Raw genomic sequence first — 26,359 nt, 5'->3', positions numbered from 1 at the left:
TGCGACCCAATCTAAGGGGGCGATTACTCGCCGCGAGCCTTCTGGATGATTTCGTCGGCAACAGCCTTCGGAACCTCAGAGTAGCTGTCGAACTTCATCGAGTACACGGCACGACCCTGGGTCTTGGACCGCAGGTCACCGATGTAACCGAACATGCCGGACAAGGGAACAAGAGCCTTGATGACCTTGACACCGCTTGCGTCCTCCATGGACTGCATCTGGCCACGACGAGAGTTGATGTCACCGATAACTTCACCCATGTATTCCTCAGGGGTGCGGACTTCAACTTCCATCAGCGGTTCAAGCAGAACCGGGTTGGCCATCCGAGCAGCTTCCTTGAACGCCATACGACCGGCGATCTTGAAGGCCATTTCGGAGGAGTCAACATCGTGGGAAGCACCGTCAAGCAGCGTAGCCTTGATGCCAACCATCGGGTAACCGGCCAGCACGCCGTCAGGCAGTGCGGACTGGATGCCCTGGTCAACGCTGGGGATGTATTCACGAGGAACACGGCCACCGGTGACCTTGTTGTCGAACTCGTACATTTCACCTTCGGCAGTATCCAGCGGCTCAATGGCAATCTGGATCTTTGCGAACTGGCCGGAACCACCGGTCTGCTTCTTGTGAGTGTAGTCGTGCTTGGCAACGGCGCGCTTGATGGTTTCGCGGTATGCAACCTGCGGCTTGCCAACGTTGGCCTCAACGTTGAATTCGCGACGCATGCGGTCCACAAGGATGTCCAAGTGGAGCTCGCCCATGCCGCCAATTTCGGTCTGGCCGGTGTCTTCGTTGAGGTTGACGGTGAACGTCGGGTCCTCAGCGGAGAGCTTCTGGATAGCCGTGGAGAGCTTCTCCTGGTCACCCTTGGTCTTCGGCTCAATGGCAACGAAGATCACGGGAGCGGGGAAGGTCATCGACTCGAGAACGATCGGGTTAGCCGGATCGCACAAGGTGTCACCGGTGGTGGTGTCCTTGAGGCCGATCACTGCGTAGATGTGACCTGCGTGGATCTCATCTACGGGCATTTCCTTATTGGCGTGCATCTGGAAGAGCTTGCCAATACGTTCCTTCTTACCCTTGGTCGAGTTCATCAGCTGCGTACCGGAAGTTACCTTGCCGGAGTAGACGCGGATGAAGTTCAACTGGCCGAAGAACGGGTGCGTTGCGATCTTGAAGGCCAGAGCCGAGAACGGCTCAGACTCGTTCGGTTCGCGCTTGATCTCGATGGACTCGTCGCGAGGATCGTGACCGATCATAGCGCCAACGTCGATCGGGTTCGGCAGGTAGTCGATGACAGCATCGAGCATCGGCTGAACGCCGCGGTTCTTGAAAGCAGAACCACAGAAGACCGGGTAGATCTCGGAGTTGACGGTCATCTTGCGGATGCCAGCCTTGAGTTCCTCGATGGAAGGCTCTTCGCCTTCGAGGTACTTCTCCATGAGTTCTTCGGAAGACTCAGCAACGGCCTCTACGAGGGCTGCACGGTATTCGACAGCCTTTTCCTGAAGATCAGCGGGGATCTCCTGGACTTCGTAAGCGGCACCCATGGTGACATCACCCTTGGAGTCGCCGGCCCAGACGAATGCCTTCATCGTCATGAGGTCGACAACACCGATGAATTCGCTCTCGGCGCCGATCGGCAGCTGCATAACCAACGGCTTGGCGCCCAAGCGGTTGATGATGGTGTCTACGGTGAAGTAGAAGTCAGCACCGAGCTTGTCCATCTTGTTGACAAAGCAGATACGCGGAACGTTGTACTTGTCAGCCTGACGCCAAACGGTCTCGGACTGCGGCTCAACGCCTTCCTTGCCATCGAAGACAGCAACGGCGCCATCGAGAACTCGCAAGGAGCGCTCAACTTCCACCGTGAAGTCAACGTGACCCGGAGTGTCAATGATGTTGATCTGGTTCTTGTTCCAGTAGCAGGTCACGGCGGCAGACGTGATGGTGATGCCGCGTTCCTTTTCCTGTTCCATCCAGTCAGTCGTCGAAGCGCCGTCGTGCGTTTCGCCGATCTTGTGGTTCACACCTGTGTAGAACAGGATGCGCTCAGTCGTAGTGGTCTTGCCAGCATCAATGTGGGCCATGATGCCAATGTTGCGGACCTGGTTAAGGTCTGTAAGCACGTCCTGTGCCACGGTGTCTCCCTTGTCTAGAGATGAGCTGGAAGTTTGCCGGCGGGGTTACCGCCGGCAAACTCGTTGCTCTAGTTACCAGCGGTAGTGAGCGAAGGCCTTGTTGGACTCTGCCATCTTGTGGGTATCTTCGCGACGCTTTACAGCGGCACCAAGACCATTGGAGGCATCCAAAACTTCGTTGCGCAAGCGCTCAGTCATGGTCTTCTCGCGGCGAGCCTTCGAGTAACCAACCAACCAGCGAAGAGCAAGTGCGGTCTGACGACCCGGCTTGACTTCAACGGGAACCTGGTAGGTAGCGCCACCAACACGGCGGGACTTTACTTCGAGGCTGGGCTTGATGTTCTCCATGGCCTTCTTCAAGGCAACAACGGGATCAGCACCGGTCTTCTCGCGTACACCTTCGAGTGCGCCGTATACGATGCGCTCTGCGGTGGACTTCTTACCGTCAACGAGCACCTTGTTGATCAGCTGAGTGACCAAGGGGGAACCGTATACGGGATCTACAACTAGCGGCCGCTTGGGGGCCGGACCCTTGCGAGGCATATTACTTCTTCTCCATCTTTGCACCGTAGCGGCTGCGAGCCTGCTTGCGGTTCTTAACGCCCTGGGTATCCAATGCGCCGCGGACGATCTTGTAACGAACACCGGGAAGGTCCTTAACACGGCCTCCACGAACGAGCACGATGGAGTGCTCCTGGAGGTTGTGGCCTACACCGGGGATGTAAGCGGTAACTTCCACGCCACCGTTAAGGCGCACACGTGCAACCTTACGCAGAGCCGAGTTCGGCTTCTTCGGGGTGGTCGTGTAAACGCGCGTGCAAACGCCGCGTCGCATGGGGCTGCCCTTAAGTGCGGGAGCCTTGGTCTTGGTGACCTTGGGTGTCCGGCCCTTTCGGACCAGCTGGTTAATCGTAGGCACTTTCGTGTTCTCCGTTGTTTTATCGTGTTGCTTGCCCCGCCGGCCGGAATGATTCAGCCGATGAGGGTAAGCCGTTTACTGGTAGTCGCAGACTCGGCGACTTCACAGCGCCTAGGCATGCAAAAATGTGGCATTCGCTGTACAAGAACCGTACAACCCGGACCCGCATCTGCTTTCTTCGACAAAACGAGGAAAACTGATGCTCTTATCCACTGCCACACTAACAATTACTTATTACATTACCACGGGTTAAGCCCAGTTCTGAAATCAGCCCCGATCCCCGGCCCATCCTCCCCTTGACAGTGCGACGGGTGTGGCTCACCCTCAGAAGTATCGGTGGAGTGGAGGCTCGTCATGGCTCATGCAGACTTGGTGCTAGAAGGCGGCGGCGTCAAGGGATCCGCCATGGTGGGCGCCGTTGCCGCACTGGAAAAGTTGAAGGATCCTTATGCCTTTCACCGGGTGGCCAGCACGTCGGCCGGTGCCATCGTGGCTGGATTTCTCGCCCATGTTCCAGTCTTAGGCCCGCTCTCCGGCTTGCTGCTGCATCAAGGGCTCTACGCCGGTGATGCCCTAACTCAGTGATTCAAGAAGATATTGGCCGGGCAGGGAGTGCATATCTGGGCCGATCTCAAAGAGGACGATCCCCACAGCGCGCCGCTTCCTTCCCAACGATACAAATTGGTGGTGATTGTTTCCGATGTGTCGCGCGGATTGCTGCTACGACTGCCGTGGGACTACGAGGCGTTGCTGGGCAGGGATCCAAATACCGCATCCGTGGCCGACGCCATCAGGGCCTGCGTCTCTATCTCGTTCTTCTTCCGTCCCTGGATCATGCCCACGAGTCCTGCGGTCATTGGGCATAACTACATCGTGTGTTGCGATGGCGGGATTCTTTCCAATTTCTCCATGTCCATCTTCGATCGGCACGACGGCAGGCCGGCCCGGTGGCCAACCCTCGGCGTGAAACTCTCTGGCTAGGTCACCATCCGCGACTAGGCCTGGCAGGGGCAGGAAATTCCTGACGAGCTGGGATTGGGACAAGTGAAAGTCAGGCGACTACACGATGAAACCCTGAGTCTGAGGCTCCAGGCAATGCTTAGTTAAAGCACGACGGCGGTGACTCACCCAGAGTGGGTGAGTCACCGCCGTCGGACCAACAGCAGGCTAAATGCTAGCCGGAGAAGTTGGTGCCCAGATCGTAGTCATCCAAGGGGATGGCACGGAACTCGGCGCCCAAGTCCCCAACGCCGCCCACGTAGTCAAAGTCGCTGAATGCGCTCGGACCGGTGAACAGATTGGCCTTGGCTTCTTCCGTGGGCTCCACCGTAACGTCGGTGTAGCGCGGAAGACCCGTACCGGCAGGGATCAACTTACCGATAATGACATTCTCCTTCAGACCCAACAGCGGGTCAGACTTGCCTTCCATGGCCGCCTGCGTCAGAACGCGGGTGGTTTCCTGGAAGGAAGCAGCGGAGAGCCATGATTCGGTAGCCAAGGAGGCCTTGGTGATACCCATGAGCTCGTTACGACCCGAAGCCGGCTTCTTACCCTCGGACACAACGCGACGGTTTTCCGTCTCGAAGCGACCGCGCTCGGCAAGCTCGCCGGGCAGCAGGTTGGAATCGCCGGATTCGATGACCGTCACGCGACGGAGCATCTGGCGGACGATAACCTCGACGTGCTTATCGTGGATACCTACACCCTGGCTGCGGTAAACGCCCTGAACTTCCTCAACGAGGTGCTTCTGAGCGGCACGCGGGCCGAGGATACGCAGAACCTGCTTGGGGTCAACAGCACCCACGATGAGCTTCTGTCCAACCTCAACATGCTCGCCATCGGCAACCGTCAAACGTGCACGACGCAAGACCGGGTAAGCGATCTCTTCCGTGCCGTCGTCCGGAGTCAGGATCAAACGCATGGTCTTTTCGGACTCATCAATGTTGATGCGGCCGGCAGCTTCTGCGATCGGAGCAACACCCTTGGGGGTACGTGCTTCGAAGAGCTCCTGAATACGGGGCAGACCCTGGGTGATGTCCTCGCCACGGCTGGCGGAAACAGCACCACCGGTGTGGAAGGTACGCATGGTCAGCTGAGTACCGGGCTCACCAATGGACTGAGCGGCGATAATACCGACAGCCTCACCAATGTCTACGGTCTTACCCGTAGCCAAGGAGCGGCCGTAGCACAGTGCACAGGTTCCAACGGTGGACTCACAGGTGAGTACGGAGCGGACCTTGATCTCTTCAATGCCGGCTGCGAACAGCTTGGCAATGAGGACATCTCCAACGTCTTCTCCGGCTTCAGCCAGAACGGTTCCTGCGGAGTCGACTACCTCGGCAGCCAAGGTACGAGCGTAAACGCTGTTCTCGACTTCCTCGTGCAGTACGATCGCACCGTTTGCATCAACCACGGCGATCGGCAGCGTCAAACCGCGCTCGGTGCCACAGTCGTCTTCGCGAACGATGACATCCTGTGAAACGTCAACGAGACGACGTGTCAGGTAACCGGAGTTAGCGGTACGCAGAGCGGTATCGGCCAGACCCTTACGGGCACCGTGAGTAGCAATGAAGTACTCCAAAACCGACAGGCCCTCACGGTAGGAGGACTTGATCGGGCGAGGAATAATTTCACCCTTCGGGTTAGCTACCAAGCCACGGATACCGGCAATCTGGCGAACCTGCATCCAGTTACCACGAGCACCGGAGGAAACCATACGGTTAATCGTGTTGGATGCGGCGAAGGACGCACGCATGACATCAGCGATCTCGTTGGTTGCCTGGTTCCAGATGTCGATGAGCTCCTGGCGGCGCTCTTCGTCAGCGATAAGACCCTTGTCGTACTGAGCCTGAACCTTGGCAGCCTTGATTTCGTAGCTTTCAAGGATGGCCGGCTTAGCGTCGGGCACCTTAATGTCGGAGATAGCAACGGTGACGCCTGATCGTGTGGCCCAGTAGAAACCGGCATCCTTCAGGTTATCCAGTGTTGCGGCAACAACGACCTTCGGGTAGCGCTCGGCAAGATCGTTGACGATCTCGGAGAGCTGACCCTTATCGGCGACAGCCTCTACCCACGGGTAATCCGCAGGCAGCGTCTCGTTGAAGATGACCTGACCCAAGGAGGTGTCGATGATGGCGGTGTCGCCAGCAACGAAGCCTTCCGGACCCTTGCGGTCTGCGCCCGGGATGAAGTTTTCCAAACGGATCTTCACCTGCGAGTTCAGGTGCAACTGACCGGCGTCGTGAGCCATGATGGCCTCAGCCGAGGTGGAGAATACGCGGCCTTCGCCAACGGAACCTTCACGCTTGGTGGTCAAGTGGTACAGACCGATGATCATATCCTGTGACGGCAAGGTCACGGGGCGGCCATCAGAGGGCTTCAAAATGTTGTTCGAGGACAACATCAAGATGCGGGCTTCAGCCTGAGCTTCGGGGCTCAGCGGCAGGTGAACTGCCATCTGGTCACCGTCGAAGTCAGCATTGAAGGCGCCACAAACCAGCGGGTGAAGCTGGATTGCCTTACCTTCAACAAGCTGAGGCTCGAACGCCTGGATACCCAAGCGGTGCAGGGTTGGTGCGCGGTTCAGCAGTACCGGGTGCTCGGTGATGATCTCTTCGAGAACATCCCAGACCTGGGGGCGGAAACGCTCAACCATGCGCTTGGCGCTCTTGATGTTCTGTGCGTGGTTAAGGTCAACCAGGCGCTTCATCACGAACGGCTTGAAGAGCTCCAGAGCCATCTGCTTTGGCAGACCACACTGGTGCAGCTTCAGCTGCGGACCAACAACAATAACGGAACGACCCGAGTAGTCAACGCGCTTACCCAAGAGGTTCTGACGGAAACGACCCTGCTTACCCTTGAGCATGTCGCTCAGGGACTTCAACGGACGGTTACCCGGACCGGTGACGGGGCGGCCACGACGACCGTTATCGAAGAGCGAGTCAACAGCTTCCTGCAGCATGCGCTTTTCGTTGTTGACGATGATCTCCGGAGCACCCAAATCAAGCAGGCGCTTGAGGCGGTTGTTGCGGTTGATCACGCGACGGTACAGATCGTTCAAGTCCGAGGTAGCGAAACGGCCACCATCGAGCTGAACCATGGGGCGCAGTTCCGGCGGGATCACCGGTACGGCGTCCAGAACCATGCCAAGCGGGCTGTTGTCGGTGGTCAAGAATGCGTTGACAACCTTCAGGCGCTTGAGGGCACGGGTCTTACGCTGTCCCTTACCGTTGGCGATGATGTCGCGAAGGATCTCCGCTTCACCAGCCATGTCGAAGGTCTCAAGACGGCTCTTGATAGCTTCGGCACCCATGGCACCTTCGAAGAACATGCCGTAACGGTCACGCAATTCGCGGTACAGGGCTTCGTCACCTTCGAGGTCGGCAACCTTGAGAGCCTTGAAACGGTCCCAAACCTGCTCGAGGCGGTCGATATCGGCGTCGGCGCGCTTACGCACGTTAGCCATCTGACGGTCCGCAGAGTCGCGGGCCTTCTTCTTATCGGCAGCCTTGGCGCCTTCACCTTCGAGGCGCGCAATTTCACCCTCAAGATCGCGAGCGATCGTGGCGATGTCGCTGTCACGGGTGTCGACCATGCGCTTCTTTTCCAGGTCATGCTCGATCTGGAGGTTCGGCAGTTCGGCGTGACGTGCTTCGTCGTCAACGCTGGTGATCATGTAGGCAGCGAAGTAAATGACCTTTTCAAGGTCCTTCGGAGCCAGATCCAAGAGGTAACCCAAGCGCGAGGGGACGCCCTTGAAGTACCAGATGTGGGTTACGGGAGCTGCAAGCTCAATGTGGCCCATGCGCTCACGGCGCACCTTGGCGCGAGTGACCTCAACGCCACAACGCTCACAAATGATGCCCTTGAAGCGCACGCGCTTGTACTTACCGCAGTAGCATTCCCAGTCGCGGGAAGGTCCGAAGATCTTCTCGCAGAAGAGGCCGTCTTTTTCCGGCTTGAGCGTACGGTAGTTAATTGTTTCCGGCTTCTTGACTTCGCCGTGTGACCAGTCGCGGATATCTTGCGCGGTGGCCAGGCCAATCTGCATGAGGCCGAAGGAGGATTCGCTGGACATATGGGTCCTGTTCTCTCTAATTCTCTAAAGTCTGAAAGTCTGTGTCGGGTACGGGAAGAAGTGCGACGGCGGTGGGCTGGCCACCGCCGTCAAAGTCACTAAACTTCTTCGACAGAGTTCGGCTCGGCCCGTGACAGGTCGATGCCCAGCTCCTCCGCGGCCCGGAAGACTTCTTCATCCGAGTCACGCATTTCAATCGTTGTTCCGTCGGTGGAAAGTACTTCCACGTTCAGGCACAGTGACTGCATTTCCTTGATGAGAACCTTGAAGGATTCCGGGATACCCGGTTCCGGGATGTTCTCGCCCTTGACGATGGCTTCGTAAACCTTCACGCGGCCATGGATGTCATCGGACTTGATGGTCAGCAGTTCCTGCAGCGTGTACGCCGCACCGTAAGCCTCCAGGGCCCAAACTTCCATTTCACCGAAGCGCTGGCCACCGAACTGGGCCTTACCACCCAAGGGCTGCTGGGTGATCATGGAGTAGGGACCCGTGGAGCGGGCGTGGATCTTGTCGTCCACCAAGTGGTGGAGCTTCAAGATGTACATGTAACCAACGGAGATCGGGTCCGGGAACGGCTCGCCGGAGCGGCCGTCGAACAGACGAGTCTTACCCGAGGAATCGATCAGGCGTACGCCGTCACGAGTCACATTGGTGGAATCGAGCAGACCAGTGATTTCAGAATCACGGGCACCGTCGAAGACCGGGGTAGCAACCTTCGTCTGACCGATTTCACGCGGCAGGTTCGGCAGGTTCTTGATCCAGTCAGGCTCGCCTTCAACCTTCCAACCGGTCTTGGCAACCCAACCGAGGTGGATTTCCAGGACCTGTCCAACGTTCATTCGACCCGGAACACCCAAGGGGTTCAGGACGATGTCGACCGGGGTACCGTCGGCGAGGAAGGGCATATCTTCGATCGGGAGGATCTTGGAAATAACACCCTTGTTACCGTGACGGCCTGCAAGCTTGTCACCATCGGTGATCTTGCGCTTGTTGGCGACGTAAACGCGAACCAGCTGGTTCACTCCGGGAGGCAGGTCATCTTCGGAGTCGCGGTCGAAGACGCGAACACCGATGACGGTTCCTGATTCACCGTGGGGAACCTTCAGGGAAGTGTCGCGAACTTCGCGGCTCTTCTCACCGAAGATGGCGCGCAGCAGACGCTCTTCCGGGGTCAGCTCGGTCTCGCCCTTGGGCGTTACCTTTCCAACCAGGATGTCGCCGGCTTCAACTTCAGCACCGATGTGGATGATGCCGCGCTCGTCGAGACCAGCAAGGATTTCCTCGGAAACGTTCGGGATATCCCGAGTGATTTCTTCGGCACCGAGCTTGGTGTCGCGAGCATCGATCTCATGCTCTTCGATGTGGATGGAGGAGAGTACATCTTCGGCAACAATGCGCTGCGAAAGGATGATGGCATCCTCGTAGTTGTGACCTTCCCAGGACATGAAGGCAACCAAGAGGTTCTTACCCAAGGCAAGCTCACCCATGTCCGTTGCCGGACCATCAGCGATGATGCCGCCAACTTCCAGGCGCTGACCTTCAGAGGCCAGAACGCGCTGGTTGTAGGCCGTTCCCTGGTTGGAACGCTGGTACTTGGCGATCGGGTAGCTGATCTCCGAGCCGTCGTCGTTCAGCATGACAACTACGTCAGCGGAAACCTCGGAGACCACACCGGCCTTCTTGGCGATAACAACGTCACCGGCGTCAACAGCGGTGGCGCGCTCCATACCGGTTCCCACGAACGGGGCCTCGGACTGAACCAGCGGCACTGCCTGACGCTGCATGTTGGCACCCATGAGTGCGCGGTTAGCATCATCGTGCTCCAAGAACGGGATCAGGGCCGTAGCCACAGACACCATCTGGCGCGGGGAAACGTCCATGTACTCGACGTCGTTCGCCGGGATCAGAACGGGCTCGCCGCCACCACCGCGCTGGCGAACCAGAACGGACTCTTCGGAGAAGTGGCTGTTGGCATCGAGAGGCGCGTTGGCCTGTGCGATAACAACGTCCATCTCGTCATCAGCTGTCAGGTAATCAACCTCGTCAGAGACGAAGCCGTTCTTGACGCGACGGTACGGAGTCTCGATGAAACCGAACGGGTTGATGCGTCCGTAGGATGCCAAGGAACCGATCAGACCAATGTTGGGGCCTTCAGGAGTTTCAATGGGGCACATACGGCCGTAGTGTGACGGGTGAACGTCTCGAACTTCCATGCCTGCACGGTCACGGGACAAACCGCCCGGGCCCAGTGCGGACAGACGACGCTTGTGCGTCAGACCGGCCAGCGGGTTGTTCTGATCCATGAACTGTGAGAGCTGAGAGGTTCCGAAGAACTCCTTGATAGCTGCCACAACGGGACGGATGTTGATCAGGGTCTGCGGCGTGATGGCTTCGACGTCCTGAGTGGTCATACGCTCGCGAACAACGCGCTCCATGCGAGAAAGACCCGTGCGGACCTGGTTCTCGATGAGCTCGCCTACGGCGCGGATACGACGGTTACCGAAGTGGTCGATGTCATCGACGTCGACGCGAAGGTCAACTTCGGCGCCATCGCGCATGCCCTTGGTGGTCTTGTGACCAGCGTGCAAGGCAACGAGGTACTTGATCATGGCGACGATGTCGTCAACGCTCAAGACCGAAGCCTTCTCATCGCTCAACGGCAGATCGATGCCCAGCTTGCGGTTGATCTTGTAACGACCAACCTTGGCCAGGTCGTAACGCTTGGCGTTGAAGTACAGGTTGTTCAGCAACGCGTCAGCAGCGTCAACTGTGGGCGGCTCGCCCGGACGCAGCTTGCGGTAGATGTCCAGCAGGGCATCTTCGCGGCCGGTCGTGGCATCCTTTTCCAAGGTGGCACGGATGGAGTCGAACTCGCCGAACTCCTCCAGGATCTGACCTTCGGTCCAGCCCAAGGCCTTCAGCAGTACGGTGACTGACTGCTTGCGCTTGCGGTCGAGACGAACGCCAACCTGGTCGCGCTTGTCAATCTCCAGCTCGAACCATGCACCACGTGAGGGGATGATCTTGGCGGTGAAGATTTCCTTGTCGCTGGTCTTGTCAGCGGTGCGCTCAAAGTAAGCACCCGGTGAACGAACCAACTGCGACACAACAACACGCTCGGTGCCGTTGATGACGAAGGTGCCCTTATCGGTCATGAGCGGGAAATCGCCCATGAAGACAGTCTGCTGCTTGATTTCACCGGTCAAGTTGTTCATGAACTCGGCCTTGACGTACAGCGGTGCGGCGTAAGTTGCGTCGCGGTCCTTGCATTCGTCAACGGTGAACTTGGGGTCAGAGAATTCCGGTTCCGTGAAGGACAGGGACATGGTGCCCTGGAAGTCCTCAATCGGGGAGATCTCTTCGAAAATGTCGGACAGACCGGACGTGACGGCCACACTGTCATCGCCAGCATCCACAGCAGTCTGCATGCGGTTCTGCCAACGCTCGTTACCTACGAGCCAGTCAAAGCTCTCGGTCTGGAGTGCAAGCAGATTCGGCACGTCAAGCGGCTCGTGAATCTTTGCGAATGAGAGGCGACTCTTTGCACCGTCGGTGCTGTTTGAATCGATAGCGGTTGCAGCGTTATTTACATTAGAGGTGCTCGAGGCGACCAAGAGGGATCCTTCCACAGACCTGCAGGCTTGTTCTTACGAACCCTCACCCGATTCACTCCTGGTCATCAAACCCGGACGAACGCTGGCCAAGAAGTTCGAAAAGAGTGCTTCAATAAGACGGTGAAACCGCCCTCTGAGTCATACTTTCCGTAACTCTTGACCGAAACAAAGCCCACCGCTATATGAAGGCTGAAGGTTAAGAGGGATACGCAAAGATCTACGTTACAGCACAATGCCGCTACGCGTCTACCCCACGGAGCAAGAAACTGCAAATATCAAGGTTTCAGGGCTCAAAAACGTTGAATCCTCGCGGAATAATTTTCTCCTATAGCGCGTGTCACATAGACCATTTAAGACTCTAGGGAGCGCCAAGAAGTTTCCGAGTGGCCCAAGCTGTTAGATTTTATGACATAAGATGTACGGCTCAATGAGGAACCGCACAACAGAAGTTTTAGGAGCATGGACACCATGGCGACACAGGCAAACGATGTGGTTCTTCTCGCAGGGGCGCGGACCCCGCAGGGCCGACTCAATGGGCAGCTGGCTGGTTTTGCCGCCGTCGAACTCGGTGCCAAGGCCATCACCGGAGCCATCGCCAAATCCGGGATAGACGCCGCCGACATCGACTACGTCATCATGGGTCAGGTGCTTCAGGCAGGAGCGGGGCAAAACCCGGCACGGCAGAGCGCTGTCGGAGCGGGCATCGGCTGGAATGTTCCTGCCCTGACCATCAACAAGGTGTGTTTGTCGGGCCTGACAGCCATCATCGACGCCGCGCGACTCATCCGCAGCGGGGAGGCCACCGTGGTTGTAGCCGGCGGCCAGGAGTCCATGAGCCGCGCCCCGCATATTCTGCCCGGATCGCGGCAGGGATGGGCTTACGGGGCCATCCAGGCCCTCGACGTCGCAGCCCACGATGGACTCACCGACGCCTTCGACGGCGATTCCATGGGCCTGTCGACCGAACGCGGAAACATCCGCCTGAACATTTCCAGGACTGCACAGGACGAGATTGCCGTGGCCTCCCACCGCAGGGCCGCCGAGGCTGCCAGTGCCGGGATCCTTGCGGATGAAATCGTGCCCGTCACGGTCCCCCAGCGCAAAGGCGAGCCGCTCGTGCTGACCGAGGATGAGGGCATCCGCCCCGCCACGAGCCTAGAGACCCTGGCCGGCCTCCGTCCCGCATTCACGGCCGACGGCGCCATCACGGCAGGTAACTCCTCTCCCCTCTCCGACGGCGCCAGTGCTGTCATTGTGTGCTCCCGCGCCTATGCCGAGGAGAAGGGTCTGGCCTGGCTTGCCGTTGTTGGGGCTCCCGGCCAGGTAGCCGGCCCGGATAACTCCTTGCATTCTCAGCCATCCAACGCCATCAACAAGGCCCTCGCCACGGCCGGCTGGAGCGTCGAGGACTTGGACTTCATCGAGATCAACGAGGCGTTTGGTTCCGTGGCGGTGCAGTCCCTCTCCGATCTTGCCTTGCCCTTAGAGAAATGCAATATCCACGGCGGTGCCATCGCCCTGGGGCACCCCATCGGAGCCTCGGGAGCGCGCCTGGCCCTGCATGCCGCGATGGAGTTGCAGCGACGCGGAACCGGCAAGGCCGCCGTCGCGCTGTGCGGCGGCGGCGGTCAGGGCGAGGCCCTGCTCTTGTCCTTGGACGCCCAGTGAGCGCCGGCACGCAGCCCAGCGGTCATGCCCGCGTGGCGGCAGACGCCGCGGCGCGTGGGCTGGAGGTGGAGATCTTTCCCCGACCGCCGGCAGAATCCTTAGCTGAGGCCGCGGCACTCCTGGGGATCACGCCGTCGGACATTGTGAAGTCTTTGGTGGTCAAACGCAGCGACGGAACTTTCCTATTCGCCTTGGTCCCAGGCGGTCGCTCCATCTCTTGGCCAAAACTGCGTGCCGTGGTGGGCGTCAATAAGCTCAAGCTACCAACCCCCGACATCGCACTGGAAGCCACCGGGTATGAGCGTGGCACCATCACTCCCCTCGGAAGCACGACGGCGTGGCCCGTGTTCGCCGACGAGGAGATCCGCGGGCGTCGGGTCGCCATGGGCGCGGGAGAGCATGGCTACAGCATGTTTGTCTCCAGCGATGAGCTCATCGCGGCATTTCAGGCAACCGTGGCAGATATTTCTGCCCCGGAATAAACGCCCAACGCTCCCGTTGCTCGCGTGCCCTGCAGGCTCGTGCCCCGGACGCAAAGAAGCCCCACACCAATCGGTGCGGGGCTTCTTTAGGAAAGCGAGATGATTACTTGAGGGTAACCGTGGCGCCGGCAGCTTCGAGAGCTTCCTTAGCCTTCTCAGCGGCTTCCTTCGTTGCACCCTCAAGAACAGCCTTAGGAGCCGAGTCAACGACCTCCTTGGCTTCCTTCAGACCCAAGGAAGTGATCGCGCGAACTTCCTTGATAACTGCGATCTTCTTGTCGCCGGCTGCTTCGAGGATAACGTCGAATTCAGTCTGCTCAGCAGCGTCTTCTGCGGCACCGCCAGCAGGACCAGCAACTGCAACAGCAGCAGCGGTTACTTCGAAGGTCTCTTCGAAGAGGGTAACGAACTCGGAGAGCTCGATGATGGTCAGTTCCTTGAAAGCTGCAATGAGCTCGTCGTTGGTGAGCTTAGCCATGAGAGGCGCTCCTTCGTGTTTACTGGCCCAAAAGGGCCAAATCTAAAACCTAAGTCCTCATGGATTTAGGGGAAAACTAACAGGGATAAATCCCCGATGAGGACTAGGCCTCGGTGGTCTCAGCTTCTGCAACGGGAGCTTCTTCAGCTACCGGAGCTTCTTCAGCGGCGGGTGCTTCCTCAACGGGTGCACCTTCGGCCAGCTTCAAACGCAGGGCTTCGAGGGTACGCGCAGCGGCGGCCATCGGAGCCTTGAGGACGGCAGCAATGCGTGCCAGCTGCAGTTCACGAGACTCGAGAGCAGCCAGTGCGGCAACTCCGCTAGCATCGAGAGCCTTGCCTTCGAAGATACCGGTCTTGATGACCAGCTGCTTGTTGGCCTTTGCAAAATCCGTCAGGCTCTTTGCTGCTGCAACAGCGTCACCCTTGATGAAAGCAATAGCGGTAGGACCGGACAGCTGACCTTCGAAAGCGTCAACACCAGCTTCCTTGGCCGCAATGGCAGTCAGAGTGTTCTTTACAACCGAGAACTTGGTGTCCTGGCCGAGAGAAACGCGCAGCTCCTTGAGCTGAGCTACGGTGAGCCCACGGTATTCGGTTAGGACTGCGGCAGTTGATTCAGTGAAATCTTGCTTGATTTCTGCAACTGCAGCCACCTTTGTTGGCGTTGCCATAACACTCCTTCCGGGAATAGTTGCCGATCTTTCCTGGTCCTTGCCTTGCCCCAGCAAGCTGGTTTCAGACAAATAAAAACGCCCCGCACAGATGTACGGGGCGTTTTTCACAGCGGATCCATGGGATTACTCCCGGTTCAACACTGCTCATAAGCTTTGTGCACCTGCGCTGGTCGTCCCTATAAGGACTTTTCGGATGAAAACCGGCCCGGTTCCAATGCAAGAAAACGCATGCTGCATTTGCTTCGTTGGGGGAGGTAGACATCGACCGACGGTCTTTGGTTCTTTAAGACTACAGGAGAGCGGCTATGGATTCCAAATCGACAAGCTGTAATCCGTACTACAGCGCGTTGAAGTCCTTACGCCACTGTCCTGTCATTCCCGCGTTGACGTAACCCAACTGGGCATTGACGGAGAGCATGTAGGAATTTTCCGGCGCATTCCACGTAAAGATCGATTCGACTTCCGGGAACACCCGCATCAATTGGCCCATGTTGGCCACCTTGATCAGCAGCCCCACATCTCTTCCCTTGTGCGCTTGTTCCACCACGGTGTCATCCTGGAACGCGACATCGTCGCGGCTGCCCAGAACCGAGATGGAGGTGAATCCTACTAACTTCCCACTTTCCAGGCATTCAGCCGCGCTCACGAGGGTTCGGCGCCCCGTCAGTGCCGAGAGTTCTTCAGTTTCACGCAGCTGGGCCACATCCCACGGCTCGTAATCCTCCGTGTCTTCGCCGGACACGAGATCTTGCTCGAGCCGAACAAAGTCCTTTTCCCACTTCTCGGGGCAGCTGTCCATCCATTGGTGCACAACGTAGGAGGAACTATGCGTCGCCGCGGCATGGTCGTTGAGTTCCGTGACAAGCTCCGGGGCCAGCGGGAGTGCACAGGCGCTGAATCGTTCGACGCGTTCCAGATCGTAGCTGGCACTGTAGGCGAAGCGGGCCTCCCTGCTACTCAGCGGCAGGCTTCCCGTGCCCTGGGAGGCGAGGATGAGTTCGCTCGAGGGGTCCGCGAGCGTGGCCGCCGGGTGGTTGGTTTCAACCATGACAATCTTGCGGTTTTCGCCCCTGACGAAGACCTCGGCGGCTTCCAGTAGCTTGCGTCCCAATCCCATCCCTGAGGCGGACGGCAGCACATCGAGGGTCACATGGGCCAGCTCGGTGTTGTCATCCAGGGGCATTACAATGCCAGCGCGGCCGACAATGGTGTCGCCGCTGCGAGCCACGAGAACAACATTCCATTCATAGGGGTCGTGGCATTGGGCAAAGAGTTCCTCCGCCGTGTACGCGAGTTTGTCATTGCCCCACGTATGAACGCGCACCTGCCGGGACACCTCTACGGCGGCCAGGAAATCCTTGGCCTCGTCGCCCTCGAGGGACTCCGGGATCCGCAATTGTTCGATGATACCTTCAGTCATGACTCTCATTACCCCGTAATTGACTTTCCGGGAGTCCGCACCATGACGTAGTCATGCTCAATCCGCGTTCCCAATTGAAAACTTCTCGTTCCTGCGACGCTAAAGCCCTGCTTGGCATAAAACGTCTGTGCCCGCACATTTTCACTATTGACACCAAGCCAGGTGTCGCGGGGGCCGCGCTCGGCCACCCAGTCCAAACTCGTTCCCACGATGCGGGCCGCGACACCGCTGCCGTGGCTATCGGGATGCGCATAGCATTTGCTCAGCTCTACGGCAGCCGGATCCGTAACGACCGCGGCAACATCGCTGTCTAATGGCGGCGCATCAACGAGCATCGTGTAGGCCAGCAGCCGGCCAGCCTCCTCCCCACCCGTTTCTTCGGCGACAAAGAGCACCCGCTGCGGATCGGCGAGGTACTTAGCGAATGATCCGGTCCCGAGATTCTGCTCAACAAACGCCGACACCTCGGCGGCAGGACTCGCGGGCGGGCACGCCAACGGGAACGTCAGAGCCGCCAAGTCAGCCAACGCCGAGGCGTCACTGGCCTGTGCCTGGCGAATACTGATGTTCATGGCGTAACTCCTTGAAAAATGCGGCCCGAGCCTATATAGGTGGGGGTGTTACTGCTCAGCTTACAAAAAAGGGAGGGCCGCTGCAGCGTTTGCTGCAACGACCCTCCCGAATTAGTCCTAAAGGACTATGCCTCGATAACAACCTTGGTTGCTGCGGAGTCTACTGCGATACCCGGGCCGAACGTCGTGGAGACGGTGGCCTTCTGCAGGTAACGGCCCTTGGAGGAAGACGGCTTCAGGCGAAGTACTTCTTCCAGGACAGCTGCGTAGTTCTCAGCGAGCTTGACGGCGTCGAAGGAAACCTTGCCGATGATGAAGTGAAGGTTGGCGTGCTTGTCGACGCGGAAGTCAACCTTTCCACCCTTGATGTCATTAACAGCCTTGGCAACGTCGTTGGTGACGGTACCGGTCTTCGGGTTAGGCATGAGGTTACGAGGACCAAGAACCTTACCCAAGCGGCCAACCTTACCCATGAGGTCAGGGGTAGCTACGGCTGCGTCGAAGTCGGTCCAGCCGCCCTGGATCTTTTCGATCAGGTCGTCGGTGCCAACGAAGTCGGCGCCGGCTGCGATAGCAGCCTCGGCACGCTCACCCGTTGCGAAAACGAGGACGCGAGCGGTCTTACCGGTACCGTGAGGCAGGTTAACCGTTCCGCGGATCATCTGGTCAGCCTTGCGAGGGTCTACACCCAAGCGGAAGGCAACCTCAACGGTAGCGTCGAACTTGGACGGGTTGGTGTCCTTGGCGAGCTTGATAGCTTCGAAGGGTGCGTATACGTTCTCCGCATCGATCTTGGCCTGAGCTGCCTCATATGCTTTACTGCGCTTTGCCATGCTGCGTTTCTCCTTGTGCAGTTGTGGTCGTTAGGACCGCGCGGGCCCTGCCACTACGTACGCCGCAACCCACCCAAGGTGAGTTGTCCGACGTCGTTCTTTATGTTTGTAAGTGCCCAAATGGGCGTAAAGCGAAAGTCTAAAAAGACTTAGGCTTCGACGGTGACACCCATGGAACGGGCGGTGCCGGCGATGATCTTCTCTGCGCCTTCGATGCTCGTGGCGTTGAGGTCAACCATCTTCTGGGTTGCAATCTCGGTAACCTGAGCCTTGGTCAGCTGGGCGACCTTGACGGTGTGCGGGGTACCTGAACCCTTGGCGATGCCGGCAGCCTTCTTGATGAGCTCGGCAGCCGGAGGGGTCTTGGTGATGAAGGTGAATGAACGGTCTTCGTAAACCGTGATTTCAACCGGGATAACGTTTCCGCGCTGGGATTCCGTTGCAGCGTTGTACGCCTTGCAGAATTCCATGATGTTGACGCCGTGCTGACCAAGTGCCGGACCGATGGGCGGTGCCGGGTTAGCGGCGCCTGCCTGGATCTGCAGCTTGATAAGGCCGGTGACCTTTTTCTTGGGAGCCAATGTAGGGTCCTTCTCTCAATATCTTTCCTAAGACGACGGAGCGCGTCCAAGGTGGGTGGTCGAATGGCGTCCGACCGAACGTTTCACAGGAGTGAAGCACACTCTCGTGAAACGAAAATTAGGGGCAACTAGATCTTGGAGACCTGGTTGAATGCGAGGGTGACGGGAGTTTCGCGCTCGAAGATGGAAACCAAAACCACCAAGTGAGCGGATTCTGCCTTGATCTCGGAGATCGATGCGGACAGACCCTCGAATGGACCGTCCTTGACGATGACGGCTTCGCCGACCTCGAAGTCGATCTCGGCGTCGAGGGGATCGTGACGCAGCGGAACGCCGGTTTCTTCAGCCTTGGCGACCTCGAAGACCGGGGCGAGCATGGAGAAGACTTCTTCCAAACGCAACGGGACCGGGTTGTGGGCGTTGCCCACGAAGCCGGTAACGCCGGGAGTGTGGCGCACAACGCCCCAGGAAGCGTCCGTCAGGTCCATGCGAACAAGAACGTAGCCGGGAATACGAACGCGGCTAACAACCTTGCGCGTTGCATTCTTGATCTCCACGACTTCTTCCATGGGGACCTGAATTTCGAAGATGTAATCTTCCATGTTCAGCGTCTGGCTGCGTGACTCAAGGTTGACCTTGACGCGGTTTTCGTAACCGGCGTAGGAGTGAATGACGTACCAGTCACCCTCCTGGCGGCGCAGCTTAGCCTTGAACTCTTCGGCCAACTCAGCTTCGGTCGCGACAGTTTCCTCGACAGCGTCAGCTTCTTCGACATCGGCGGCTACTACGGCCTCTTCGCTGTCGACGTTGTCATCGGATGCAACAAGGTCGGCATTGACGGCAGCGTCAGCAACCACAGTGTCCTGGTCCTGCTCACTGTATGTAGCCTCGGGCTCCAGCTCAGACACGAATTTCCTGCTTTCCTTGTACGTTCTTAAATGGCTCAAACCGACCCCATGCCGAAAAATTCGGCGAGGTCGGCCAAGTTGAGCGTTTTACTGCTCGATGTTGATGTTCCCACCGAAGATCCAGAGGACGGCGTTACCGAAGCCCAGATCCAGGACAGTCACAATGCCCATCATGATGACGACGAATACCAGCACAACGGCGGTGTAGTTGACCAGTTCTTTGCGAGTGGGGGTGACAACCTTCTTCAGTTCGCCAATCACTTGACGAAGGAAGAGTGCTATCCGGCTAAAAATACCGGGCTTGCCGGGCTTAGTCGCCTTCTTGGCCGGTCCCTTGGAGCTGCTTGCAGCAGTTTCAGTCACCAGTGCCTCACTCATCATTAGTTGGAATCCGCGCAGATCTGTGGATTCAGACCGTGCGATGTGCAAACTATTCGCTTAAGCAAGCTGTATTGACTGCACAAATCACCGTGCAAATTGCTGTGCTTATGCGCAGGGCAGACAGGACTCGAACCTGCAACCTGCGGTTTTGGAGACCGCTGCGCTACCAATTGCGCCACTACCCTTCGTGTTCATTCACATGGAGCAAGCATCCCTTGGGAAGATTCGCTCATGTGTTTGTAACCATGAATAACTTACAGTCTCGAGGCCGTGATTCCAAACCGGCTCGAAGGCGTGAACCATCATGGTGTTTGAACACCGGTAAACCATTCTACGCCCCAAGGGCCCGTTAGTCGAACCGAGCACCGGATGCGCCTAAAGTAGATGATGACGATGAAAGTAGTTTGGGCCTCCCACCAAAGAAAGATTCCTGATGTCTGCCGACTTGACAGTTGACCAAGCCTCCGGGCGCCGCGTTTCCGCACGGATCTCCGCTATTGCAGAGTCCGCAACCCTTGCCGTTGATGCTAAAGCTAAAGCCTTAAAGGCTGCCGGACGCCCGGTCATTGGTTTCGGTGCCGGCGAACCGGACTTCCCCACCCCCGACTACATTGTCGAGGCGGCCATTACCGCGGCCCGCCAGCCCAAGTTCCACCGCTACTCCCCCGCGGCTGGGTTGCCCGAGCTGCGCAGCGCAATTGCCGCCAAGACCCTGCGGGACTCCGGTTACGCCGTCGACCCTTCCCAGGTTCTGGTGACTAACGGTGGCAAGCAGGCCGTGTACGAATCTTTCGCAACCCTCCTGGATCCGGGAGATGAAGTTATTGTCCCGGCCCCCTACTGGACCACCTACCCGGAGGCCATCCGCTTGGCCGGCGGCGTTCCTGTTGAGGTCTTTGCCGGTCCCGAGCAGGGCTACATGGTCACGATTGAGCAGCTCGAAGCCGCCGTGACGCCGCGCACCAAGGTGCTGTTGTTTGTTTCACCGTCAAACCCCACGGGTGCCGTCTACTCCGCCGAGCAGACACGCGAGATTGGTTTGTGGGCCGCATCCAAGGGCCTCTGGGTCATCACGGATGAGATCTACGAACACCTGACCTACGACGGAGTGCCCTTCACCTCGATCGCCACGGCCGCCCCGGAACTCGGCGATAAGGTCGTCATCTTGAACGGTGTGGCTAAGACCTACGCCATGACCGGATGGCGCGTGGGATGGATGATTGCCCCCTTGGATGTCACAAAGGCCGCAACAAACCTGCAATCTCACGCAACATCCAATGTGTCGAATGTCTCGCAGATCGCTGCTCTCGCCGCCGTCGCAGGACCCTTGACCGCGGTGGATGAGATGAAGGTGGCCTTCGACCGTCGTCGCAAGGCCATGGTCGCCGCACTGAACTCGATCGACGGCGTGGAATGCCCTACCCCGCACGGCGCTTTCTATGCATACGCCGATGTCCGCGGCCTGCTGGGACGGGAGATCGCTGGCATCCGTCCCGCCACCTCGGCGGAGCTTGCCACCCTAATCCTGGAAAAGGCGGAGGTTGCTGTTGTTCCGGGCGAAGCCTTTGGCCCCAGCGGCTACCTGCGCCTGTCCTACGCGCTCGGCGATGATGACCTGGCCGTCGGCGTGGCCCGCCTGCAGGAATTCCTGGGCACCGCGAAGGCGTAGCAGCGCGTTTCAGTACCACGACGCAGAAATGCCATAGTTGGGCATTCTCGCTATAGCTCGGCCTATAGCGAGAATGCCCAACTATGGCATTTTTCGTACCGGGCCGCGAAATGGGGTCCAGCGGCGGCATTTCGGGCCTGCTGGGCGGAATTCGCCCCTTTTTGCACCTACAGCAGGCGCCGATCCGCCGCCCACCGGGTCAGCTCGTGGCGCGAGGAGAGCTGCAATTTACGCAGCACGGCCGAAACATGGGTCTCCACGGTCTTGATGGAGATAAAGAGCGCCTTCGCGACTTCCTTGTAGGAGTAGCCGCGTGCGATCAACCGCATGACCTCCAGCTCGCGGGCCGAGAGCTTGTCGAGCTCGTCCTCGACGGCCACCTCGGCCGTGCCGAAGGCATCCAGCACGAACCCTGCCAAGCGGGGCGAGAAAACGGCATCTCCTCCTGCCACACGGCGTACGGCGTCGGAGATTTCGGCCCCTGAAATAGATTTCGTGACGTATCCACGGGCGCCAGCCCTGATGACAGACACCACGTCCTCGGCCGAGTCCGAAACACTCAGCGCCAGGAACTTCGTGGTCCCCAGCATCGACCCACAGCCGGCAATGACCTCACGCCCGCCCTGGCCGCGACCGCCCGGCAGGTGCACATCCAGCAGGACCACATCCGGTTGCTGTGCCGTGACCGCCGTAATGGCTTCCTCCACCGTGGCAGCCTCGGCCAACACCATGATGTCTGGTGCCAGATCCGCCTTGAGCCCGGAGCGGAAGATGGCGTGATCGTCGACGATGACGACCCGGATAGTTTTTGGCGGCACGCTCATTTTGCTTCCTCGGTCACAGATGAATCGATGGGCAGGTGGAGCCGAACTTCGGTTCCCTCGGCTGAACTAATGATCTCAGCCGTGCCTCCATTGCGTTGCATTCGTCCGACGACGGACTCCCGGACTCCCAGCCTGTCGACCGGAACCGCTGTGATATCAAAGCCCGGGCCCCGGTCTTTGACGAACACGTCCACACCCTTGGGCCCAGCCTCAAGGTAGACCGACACCGTGGTGCCCCCGTGCCGCACACCGTTCATGACGGCCTCACGAACGGCCTGGACCAAGGCGTTGCCCTGCTCCGTCAGTTCGGCGTCGCCCACGGCCACAACCTCCACGACCTGCCCATAAAGGTCCTCGGCCTCGGCACACACTGCCTTGACCCGTTCCACGAGCGCCCCGGAGTTGCGCTCGGTGTCTTGGTAGATCCACTCCCGCAGCTCGCGTTCCTGGGCACGCGCCAGACGCGTGACATCAGTTGCCGAGTGGGCGTTCTTTTGAATGAGCGCCAGCGTTTGCAGCACCGAGTCGTGCAGATGTGCAGCAATTTCGGCCCGCTCCGATTCACGAATACGTCCGGCCCGCTCGTCTTGGAACTCACGCCAGAACTTCAGCACCCACGGCGCCAGCACGAGGGCAACACCGGCCAGAACTGCCAGCGAGGCAACGACCGAGGCCCACATGAGCTGCCATGAGCCGGATCCGGCAACAATGACAATGACACCGGTAATCACCAAGGCAATGCCGCCACCAAGGCGCAGCAATGCCATGGGCGTATTCATCTTGGTGGCATTGAGCAGGCCAATCCGGCGCGTGCTGTCCAGCTGCATCCAGGCCAAGAAGGCGCCCAGAATAATGACCAGCAAAGGGATCACGGTGCTGAGCTGCAGATCCAGTCCCGTTTGAACGCTGAAAACAATCACGGCGGCAATCAGCAGGACGCCTCCGATGAGCACGTCTCTGAACGCCAGGGTTGGTCTCGAGCGTTGCGGGCTATCTGCGGCTGCCGCATCCACCGCGGCAGCCGCTCCGGGACGGAAGAGCTTGAGCCGGGGGTTCCCATCGGCGTCGAGCAGCTTTTTATCCTTGGCGGACTGCTCACCGGCCATGGGCACCAGAAGCCACAGCCAGCCGTAAAACACGGGGCCGGCTCCGAAGAAGAAGGTCGTGCCGATCATGATGGCACGCACCAGTCCCACCTTGATGCCGAGGTGTTCGGCTAGTCCCCCACATACCCCGGCGAGAATTCGCTCCTGAGATCGGTACATCTTTGCGCTCATGATCCCATCCAAACACGATAAGGGCTCTCCCGTAGCGCTTCCCGGGGTTCCTTCAGGGTTCTTTCAGGGTCACCCCCGATGGTCGCCGGCTCCCCACGAACGGCAGGATTGAACTATGAACATTTCCCATGACGCCTCGGACCAACCGACTGGCCCCGCAACCGATCCGACCGAGCAGCATGCCCCAACCGCACCGCCACCGCCGCTGCCTCCCACCACAGAATCTGCTCGCTTCTTCCAGTGGATCCGTGGCCTGGGCATCCAGCGCGGAAGCGAACGATGGGTTGGTGGCGTGTGCAGCGGCCTGGGCAATAAATGGGGCATCGACCCCATCATTGTGCGCGGCCTGGCCGTGGTCCTGACCTTGTTTTTCGGTGTGGGGCTTCTCGCTTACGGCGTGGCCTGGGCACTCCTGCCCGAACCCGACGGACGCATCCACGTTGAAGAGGTGGGACGCGGTCGGTGGACCAGTGGCATGACCGGTGCAGCGATCGTGACTCTCCTGGGCATGGTCGGCCCGGGGCGAGGATTCGTCTTTGGTGTTGATCACGACGGGTTCCCCTGGCCGCTGCTCGGCTTAGCCATCGTCGGCTGGATCATCTACCGGGCCATGAATCGCGGAAAAGTCAGCCAAGCTTCTCAGCAGGCTCCTGCAGAGGCTGGCCCCGCACCGGCTGCTTTCGCGACGCCACCGCCGTTTACCCCCGACCCCCGGATGTACGTCAAGCAAACGCCCGTCGTCGTCATTCCGCGATTTGGCGCCGCGGCCACGCTCTTGACCTTGGGCTTAGCCGCCATTGTTGGCTCCGCGGTGCTGCTGCTTGATTCGGCCAATGTGTGGGACCTTCACGGCTACCAAGCCGGAGTTGCCATGGCCGCCGCCGCCTTAACGGCCGGTGCGGGCATCATCTTCTCTGGCATTCGCGGGCGTGCAGCCGGCGGCTTGGGCACCTTTGCAGTCATCGCGCTGGTGCTCGCCTCCTTGTTCAGTCTCCCCGTCCACACCAGCAACCTCGACACGTTCAATGAGTCCAGCTGGCAACCCGGCAGCATCAGCGTCGCCGAAGCCGGCAGGACGGTTGTTTTGGGCAACTCCATGATCGACCTGACAAAGTTCGACGACGGAACTCCCCTCACCAGCGATGTCCGGGTTCCCTTGAACGTGGTTGCCGCTAATATCACGGTCAAGGTTCCATCCTCCATCCCTGTTCGGATCCAGAGTGAACTCGCCGCAGCATCGTTGACCGTTGACGGCGAGAACGACGGCCAGGTCCTCGCCGAGGAGTCCACGACCGAGCTCAACCCCACGGCCAGCGGCAACGGCCTCATCATCGTCTTACAGGGCGCCGCGAGTTCCATCGACATCGTCACCGCCCCGTAGGCCACGCCAGCATGAGTACCTCATCCAGCCATCACCCCATTTCACCCGCTACGGAGCACACCATGAGCACCCCCGCCACTGAAACAACCACCCACCCGGTCCGCGTCGGCACCATAGTCTGGGGCGCCGTCGTACTTGCCCTAGGTATCTTGATAATTCTCAGCAGCCAGTTGGGGCTCGATCTGGACGCCGGACAGACGGCCATGTGGTTCCTGCTCGGTGCCGGTGTGGCCATGGTTTCCGGCGGTGTCGTCAAGATCCTGAGCCGGAAAAAATCGTAGGGAAAGTGTCCATTGCTTGGGCGGAAAGTTGCCGGGATCACATGACCGTCTAGAATGTTCAAGAGAGGAGCTCAATGGCGCGCTCAACCCCCATTAAGACATACCCCTCGAAGGACCTAAGATAACCATGAAAATTGGAATTCTCACCAGCGGTGGAGACTGCCCAGGCCTCAACGCTGTGATCCGTGGAATCGTGCTCAAAGGCATCAAGAGCTACGGCCACGAATTTGTCGGCTTCCGTGACGGCTGGCGCGGCGTTGTGGAGGGCGATGTCATGGACCTCCCCCGCCAGATGGTTCGCGGTATCTCCAAGCAGGGCGGTACCATTTTGGGCACCTCCCGCACCAACCCCTTTGAAGGCAATGGTGGCCCCGAGGTCATCAAGGCCAATATGGAGCGACTCGGCGTTGACGCCCTCATCGCCATTGGTGGAGAAGGCACCCTGGCCGCAGCTCGTCGCCTGACGGATGCTGGCCTGAAGATTGTTGGTGTTCCCAAGACCGTTGATAACGACCTTGACGCCACCGACTACACCTTTGGTTTTGATACGGCTGTGCAGATCGCCACCGAGGCCATCGACCGCCTGCGGACCACCGGTGAATCGCATCACCGCTGCATGATTGCAGAAGTCATGGGCCGCCACGTTGGTTGGATTGCCTTGCACGCTGGCATGGCCACAGGCGCTCACGCGGTCCTGATCCCGGAACAGAAAACCAGCATGGATCAGATCGTTGAATGGGTCAAGGAAGCTCACGACCGCGGCCGCGCACCCTTGGTTGTTGTCGCGGAAGGCTTCGTACCCGATCACCAGGATTCCGCTCACTCCGAGCGCGGATTGGATACCTTCGGCCGCCCGCGTCTGGGTGGCATTGGCGAGCAGCTTGCCCCCGAGATCGAGGCCCGCACCGGTATTGAAACCCGTGCGACCATTCTCGGCCACATCCAGCGTGGCGGCGTCCCCTCCAGCTTTGACCGCGTCCTGGCCACCCGACTGGGCATGGCCGCCGTCGACTCTGTTGTTGAGGAACGCTGGGGCACCATGGTGGCACTCAAGGGCACCGAAATCGAGCACGTTCCCTTCGAGGCAGCCTTGGGTAACCTCAAGACCGTTCCGCAGCACCGTTACGAGGAAGCCGCCATCTTGTTCGGCTAAATTTTCTTGACGGAAACACTAAAT

At 59.0% G+C, this 26,359-nt stretch carries 23 protein-coding genes and 1 tRNA gene; 8 read left to right on the top strand and 16 right to left on the bottom strand.

Annotation, left to right across the window (positions count from 1 at the left end; translation table 11 throughout):
• Positions 1 to 23: 23 nt before the first annotated feature.
• The 3 genes from fusA to rpsL form a co-directional block, all read right to left on the bottom strand.
• Positions 24 to 2,138: an elongation factor G gene (fusA, locus tag CVS30_RS02195; RefSeq protein ID WP_110483666.1), complete on the bottom strand. Its 2,115-nt coding sequence runs from the start codon at positions 2,136 to 2,138 to the stop codon at positions 24 to 26.
• A 72-nt stretch (positions 2,139 to 2,210) separates the two neighbouring features.
• A complete protein-coding gene (rpsG, locus tag CVS30_RS02190; RefSeq protein WP_038464713.1) occupies positions 2,211 to 2,681 on the bottom strand; it encodes a 30S ribosomal protein S7 in 471 nt (156 codons plus the stop codon).
• 1 nt (position 2,682) lies between these two features.
• Positions 2,683 to 3,057 carry a 30S ribosomal protein S12 gene (rpsL, locus tag CVS30_RS02185; protein WP_038464715.1) on the bottom strand — a complete coding sequence of 125 codons (375 nt, stop codon included), beginning with the start codon at positions 3,055 to 3,057 and terminating at the stop codon, positions 2,683 to 2,685.
• A 354-nt stretch (positions 3,058 to 3,411) separates the two neighbouring features.
• On the opposite strand from rpsL, the gene CVS30_RS02180 reads away from it, so the two are divergent.
• Positions 3,412 to 3,642, top strand: a complete 231-nt coding sequence (locus tag CVS30_RS02180) for a patatin-like phospholipase family protein (protein WP_110483665.1) — start codon at positions 3,412 to 3,414, stop codon at positions 3,640 to 3,642.
• Between the two features lie 102 nt (positions 3,643 to 3,744).
• The gene (locus tag CVS30_RS02175; RefSeq protein ID WP_181419656.1) at positions 3,745 to 4,038 is read left to right on the top strand and encodes a patatin-like phospholipase domain-containing protein; all 294 of its coding nucleotides are present in this window, start codon (positions 3,745 to 3,747) and stop codon (positions 4,036 to 4,038) included.
• A 193-nt stretch (positions 4,039 to 4,231) separates the two neighbouring features.
• Here CVS30_RS02175 and CVS30_RS02170 read toward each other — a convergent pair whose 3' ends face one another.
• Together CVS30_RS02170 and rpoB are read right to left on the bottom strand one after the other, a co-directional pair.
• Positions 4,232 to 8,134 carry a DNA-directed RNA polymerase subunit beta' gene (locus tag CVS30_RS02170; RefSeq protein WP_110483663.1) on the bottom strand — a complete coding sequence of 1,301 codons (3,903 nt, stop codon included), beginning with the start codon at positions 8,132 to 8,134 and terminating at the stop codon, positions 4,232 to 4,234.
• Between the two features lie 98 nt (positions 8,135 to 8,232).
• Positions 8,233 to 11,751 (bottom strand): DNA-directed RNA polymerase subunit beta, encoded by a 3,519-nt coding sequence (gene rpoB / locus CVS30_RS02165; protein ID WP_110483662.1) that lies wholly within the window; start codon positions 11,749 to 11,751, stop codon positions 8,233 to 8,235.
• A gap of 468 nt (positions 11,752 to 12,219) precedes the next feature.
• On the opposite strand from rpoB, the gene CVS30_RS02160 reads away from it, so the two are divergent.
• Both CVS30_RS02160 and CVS30_RS02155 read left to right on the top strand, forming a co-directional pair.
• Entirely contained in the window at positions 12,220 to 13,419 is a 1,200-nt protein-coding gene (locus CVS30_RS02160; RefSeq protein ID WP_110483738.1) for an acetyl-CoA C-acetyltransferase, read from the top strand.
• The gene (locus tag CVS30_RS02155) at positions 13,416 to 13,901 is read left to right on the top strand and encodes an aminoacyl-tRNA deacylase (RefSeq protein WP_245934384.1); all 486 of its coding nucleotides are present in this window, start codon (positions 13,416 to 13,418) and stop codon (positions 13,899 to 13,901) included. The genes CVS30_RS02160 and CVS30_RS02155 overlap by 4 nt, the downstream gene beginning before the upstream one ends.
• Positions 13,902 to 14,004: 103 nt before the next feature.
• Here CVS30_RS02155 and rplL read toward each other — a convergent pair whose 3' ends face one another.
• The 9 genes from rplL to CVS30_RS02110 form a co-directional block, all read right to left on the bottom strand.
• On the bottom strand, positions 14,005 to 14,379 hold the full coding sequence (gene rplL / locus CVS30_RS02150; protein ID WP_110483661.1) for a 50S ribosomal protein L7/L12: 375 nt from the start codon (positions 14,377 to 14,379) through the stop codon (positions 14,005 to 14,007).
• Between the two features lie 103 nt (positions 14,380 to 14,482).
• The gene (gene rplJ / locus CVS30_RS02145; RefSeq protein WP_110483660.1) at positions 14,483 to 15,052 is read right to left on the bottom strand and encodes a 50S ribosomal protein L10; all 570 of its coding nucleotides are present in this window, start codon (positions 15,050 to 15,052) and stop codon (positions 14,483 to 14,485) included.
• 340 nt (positions 15,053 to 15,392) lie between these two features.
• The gene (locus CVS30_RS02140) at positions 15,393 to 16,475 is read right to left on the bottom strand and encodes a GNAT family N-acetyltransferase (RefSeq protein ID WP_110483659.1); all 1,083 of its coding nucleotides are present in this window, start codon (positions 16,473 to 16,475) and stop codon (positions 15,393 to 15,395) included.
• An 8-nt stretch (positions 16,476 to 16,483) separates the two neighbouring features.
• Complete coding sequence (locus CVS30_RS02135; RefSeq protein WP_110483658.1) at positions 16,484 to 17,047, bottom strand: GNAT family N-acetyltransferase; 564 nt, start codon at positions 17,045 to 17,047, stop codon at positions 16,484 to 16,486.
• Positions 17,048 to 17,172: 125 nt separating this feature from the next.
• Positions 17,173 to 17,880, bottom strand: a complete 708-nt coding sequence (gene rplA, locus CVS30_RS02130) for a 50S ribosomal protein L1 (RefSeq protein WP_110483657.1) — start codon at positions 17,878 to 17,880, stop codon at positions 17,173 to 17,175.
• Positions 17,881 to 18,029: 149 nt separating this feature from the next.
• Positions 18,030 to 18,461: a 50S ribosomal protein L11 gene (gene rplK / locus CVS30_RS02125; protein ID WP_062286616.1), complete on the bottom strand. Its 432-nt coding sequence runs from the start codon at positions 18,459 to 18,461 to the stop codon at positions 18,030 to 18,032.
• Between the two features lie 128 nt (positions 18,462 to 18,589).
• Positions 18,590 to 19,369 carry a transcription termination/antitermination protein NusG gene (gene nusG, locus CVS30_RS02120; protein WP_110483656.1) on the bottom strand — a complete coding sequence of 260 codons (780 nt, stop codon included), beginning with the start codon at positions 19,367 to 19,369 and terminating at the stop codon, positions 18,590 to 18,592.
• Between the two features lie 87 nt (positions 19,370 to 19,456).
• Positions 19,457 to 19,747 carry a preprotein translocase subunit SecE gene (gene secE / locus CVS30_RS02115; RefSeq protein WP_110483736.1) on the bottom strand — a complete coding sequence of 97 codons (291 nt, stop codon included), beginning with the start codon at positions 19,745 to 19,747 and terminating at the stop codon, positions 19,457 to 19,459.
• A 115-nt stretch (positions 19,748 to 19,862) separates the two neighbouring features.
• Positions 19,863 to 19,935, bottom strand: a tRNA-Trp gene (locus tag CVS30_RS02110).
• Positions 19,936 to 20,183: 248 nt separating this feature from the next.
• Here CVS30_RS02110 and CVS30_RS02105 point away from each other — a divergent pair.
• On the top strand, positions 20,184 to 21,419 hold the full coding sequence (locus CVS30_RS02105) for a pyridoxal phosphate-dependent aminotransferase (protein WP_110483655.1): 1,236 nt from the start codon (positions 20,184 to 20,186) through the stop codon (positions 21,417 to 21,419).
• Positions 21,420 to 21,586: 167 nt separating this feature from the next.
• On the opposite strand, the gene CVS30_RS02100 is transcribed toward CVS30_RS02105, so the two are convergent.
• The gene (locus CVS30_RS02100; RefSeq protein ID WP_110483654.1) at positions 21,587 to 22,243 is read right to left on the bottom strand and encodes a LuxR C-terminal-related transcriptional regulator; all 657 of its coding nucleotides are present in this window, start codon (positions 22,241 to 22,243) and stop codon (positions 21,587 to 21,589) included.
• A complete protein-coding gene (locus CVS30_RS02095; RefSeq protein WP_110483653.1) occupies positions 22,240 to 23,520 on the bottom strand; it encodes an ATP-binding protein in 1,281 nt (426 codons plus the stop codon). Before CVS30_RS02095 ends, CVS30_RS02100 begins: the two co-directional genes overlap by 4 nt.
• Positions 23,521 to 23,635: 115 nt before the next feature.
• Here CVS30_RS02095 and CVS30_RS02090 point away from each other — a divergent pair, with 115 nt between their 5' ends.
• The 3 genes from CVS30_RS02090 to CVS30_RS02080 all read left to right on the top strand — a co-directional run bounded on the left by CVS30_RS02090 (position 23,636) and on the right by CVS30_RS02080 (position 26,335).
• Positions 23,636 to 24,901 (top strand): PspC domain-containing protein, encoded by a 1,266-nt coding sequence (locus CVS30_RS02090; RefSeq protein ID WP_110483652.1) that lies wholly within the window; start codon positions 23,636 to 23,638, stop codon positions 24,899 to 24,901.
• 62 nt (positions 24,902 to 24,963) lie between these two features.
• Positions 24,964 to 25,182 (top strand): hypothetical protein, encoded by a 219-nt coding sequence (locus CVS30_RS02085; protein WP_110483651.1) that lies wholly within the window; start codon positions 24,964 to 24,966, stop codon positions 25,180 to 25,182.
• 127 nt (positions 25,183 to 25,309) lie between these two features.
• The gene (locus tag CVS30_RS02080) at positions 25,310 to 26,335 is read left to right on the top strand and encodes a 6-phosphofructokinase (protein WP_110483650.1); all 1,026 of its coding nucleotides are present in this window, start codon (positions 25,310 to 25,312) and stop codon (positions 26,333 to 26,335) included.
• The last annotated feature ends 24 nt before the right edge of the window (positions 26,336 to 26,359 follow it).

Origin of the sequence: Arthrobacter psychrolactophilus (assembly GCF_003219795.1) — a bacterium.
In the GTDB taxonomy this organism is placed as follows: Bacteria; Actinomycetota; Actinomycetes; order Actinomycetales; family Micrococcaceae; genus Specibacter; species Specibacter psychrolactophilus.
Note: the sequence above shows the minus strand (reverse complement) of the source record. Positions and strands in the feature narration are given on the sequence as shown.

Excerpts from the sequence above, each read along its gene's own strand:
- CVS30_RS02170 (WP_110483663.1), bottom strand. The coding sequence starts at position 8,134 with ATGTCCAGCGAATCCTCCTTCGGCCTCATGCAGATTGGCCTGGCCACC.
- CVS30_RS02085 (WP_110483651.1), top strand. The coding sequence starts at position 24,964 with ATGAGCACCCCCGCCACTGAAACAACCACCCACCCGGTCCGCGTCGGC.
- CVS30_RS02105 (WP_110483655.1), top strand. The coding sequence starts at position 20,184 with ATGTCTGCCGACTTGACAGTTGACCAAGCCTCCGGGCGCCGCGTTTCC.
- CVS30_RS02090 (WP_110483652.1), top strand. The coding sequence starts at position 23,636 with ATGAACATTTCCCATGACGCCTCGGACCAACCGACTGGCCCCGCAACC.
- CVS30_RS02180 (WP_110483665.1), top strand. The coding sequence starts at position 3,412 with ATGGCTCATGCAGACTTGGTGCTAGAAGGCGGCGGCGTCAAGGGATCC.
- CVS30_RS02135 (WP_110483658.1), bottom strand. The coding sequence starts at position 17,047 with ATGAACATCAGTATTCGCCAGGCACAGGCCAGTGACGCCTCGGCGTTG.
- secE (WP_110483736.1), bottom strand. The coding sequence starts at position 19,747 with ATGAGTGAGGCACTGGTGACTGAAACTGCTGCAAGCAGCTCCAAGGGA.
- CVS30_RS02095 (WP_110483653.1), bottom strand. The coding sequence starts at position 23,520 with ATGAGCGCAAAGATGTACCGATCTCAGGAGCGAATTCTCGCCGGGGTA.
- rplL (WP_110483661.1), bottom strand. The coding sequence starts at position 14,379 with ATGGCTAAGCTCACCAACGACGAGCTCATTGCAGCTTTCAAGGAACTG.
- rpsG (WP_038464713.1), bottom strand. The coding sequence starts at position 2,681 with ATGCCTCGCAAGGGTCCGGCCCCCAAGCGGCCGCTAGTTGTAGATCCC.
- CVS30_RS02160 (WP_110483738.1), top strand. The coding sequence starts at position 12,220 with ATGGCGACACAGGCAAACGATGTGGTTCTTCTCGCAGGGGCGCGGACC.
- rplJ (WP_110483660.1), bottom strand. The coding sequence starts at position 15,052 with ATGGCAACGCCAACAAAGGTGGCTGCAGTTGCAGAAATCAAGCAAGAT.
- CVS30_RS02140 (WP_110483659.1), bottom strand. The coding sequence starts at position 16,475 with ATGACTGAAGGTATCATCGAACAATTGCGGATCCCGGAGTCCCTCGAG.
- CVS30_RS02100 (WP_110483654.1), bottom strand. The coding sequence starts at position 22,243 with ATGAGCGTGCCGCCAAAAACTATCCGGGTCGTCATCGTCGACGATCAC.
- CVS30_RS02080 (WP_110483650.1), top strand. The coding sequence starts at position 25,310 with ATGAAAATTGGAATTCTCACCAGCGGTGGAGACTGCCCAGGCCTCAAC.
- rplA (WP_110483657.1), bottom strand. The coding sequence starts at position 17,880 with ATGGCAAAGCGCAGTAAAGCATATGAGGCAGCTCAGGCCAAGATCGAT.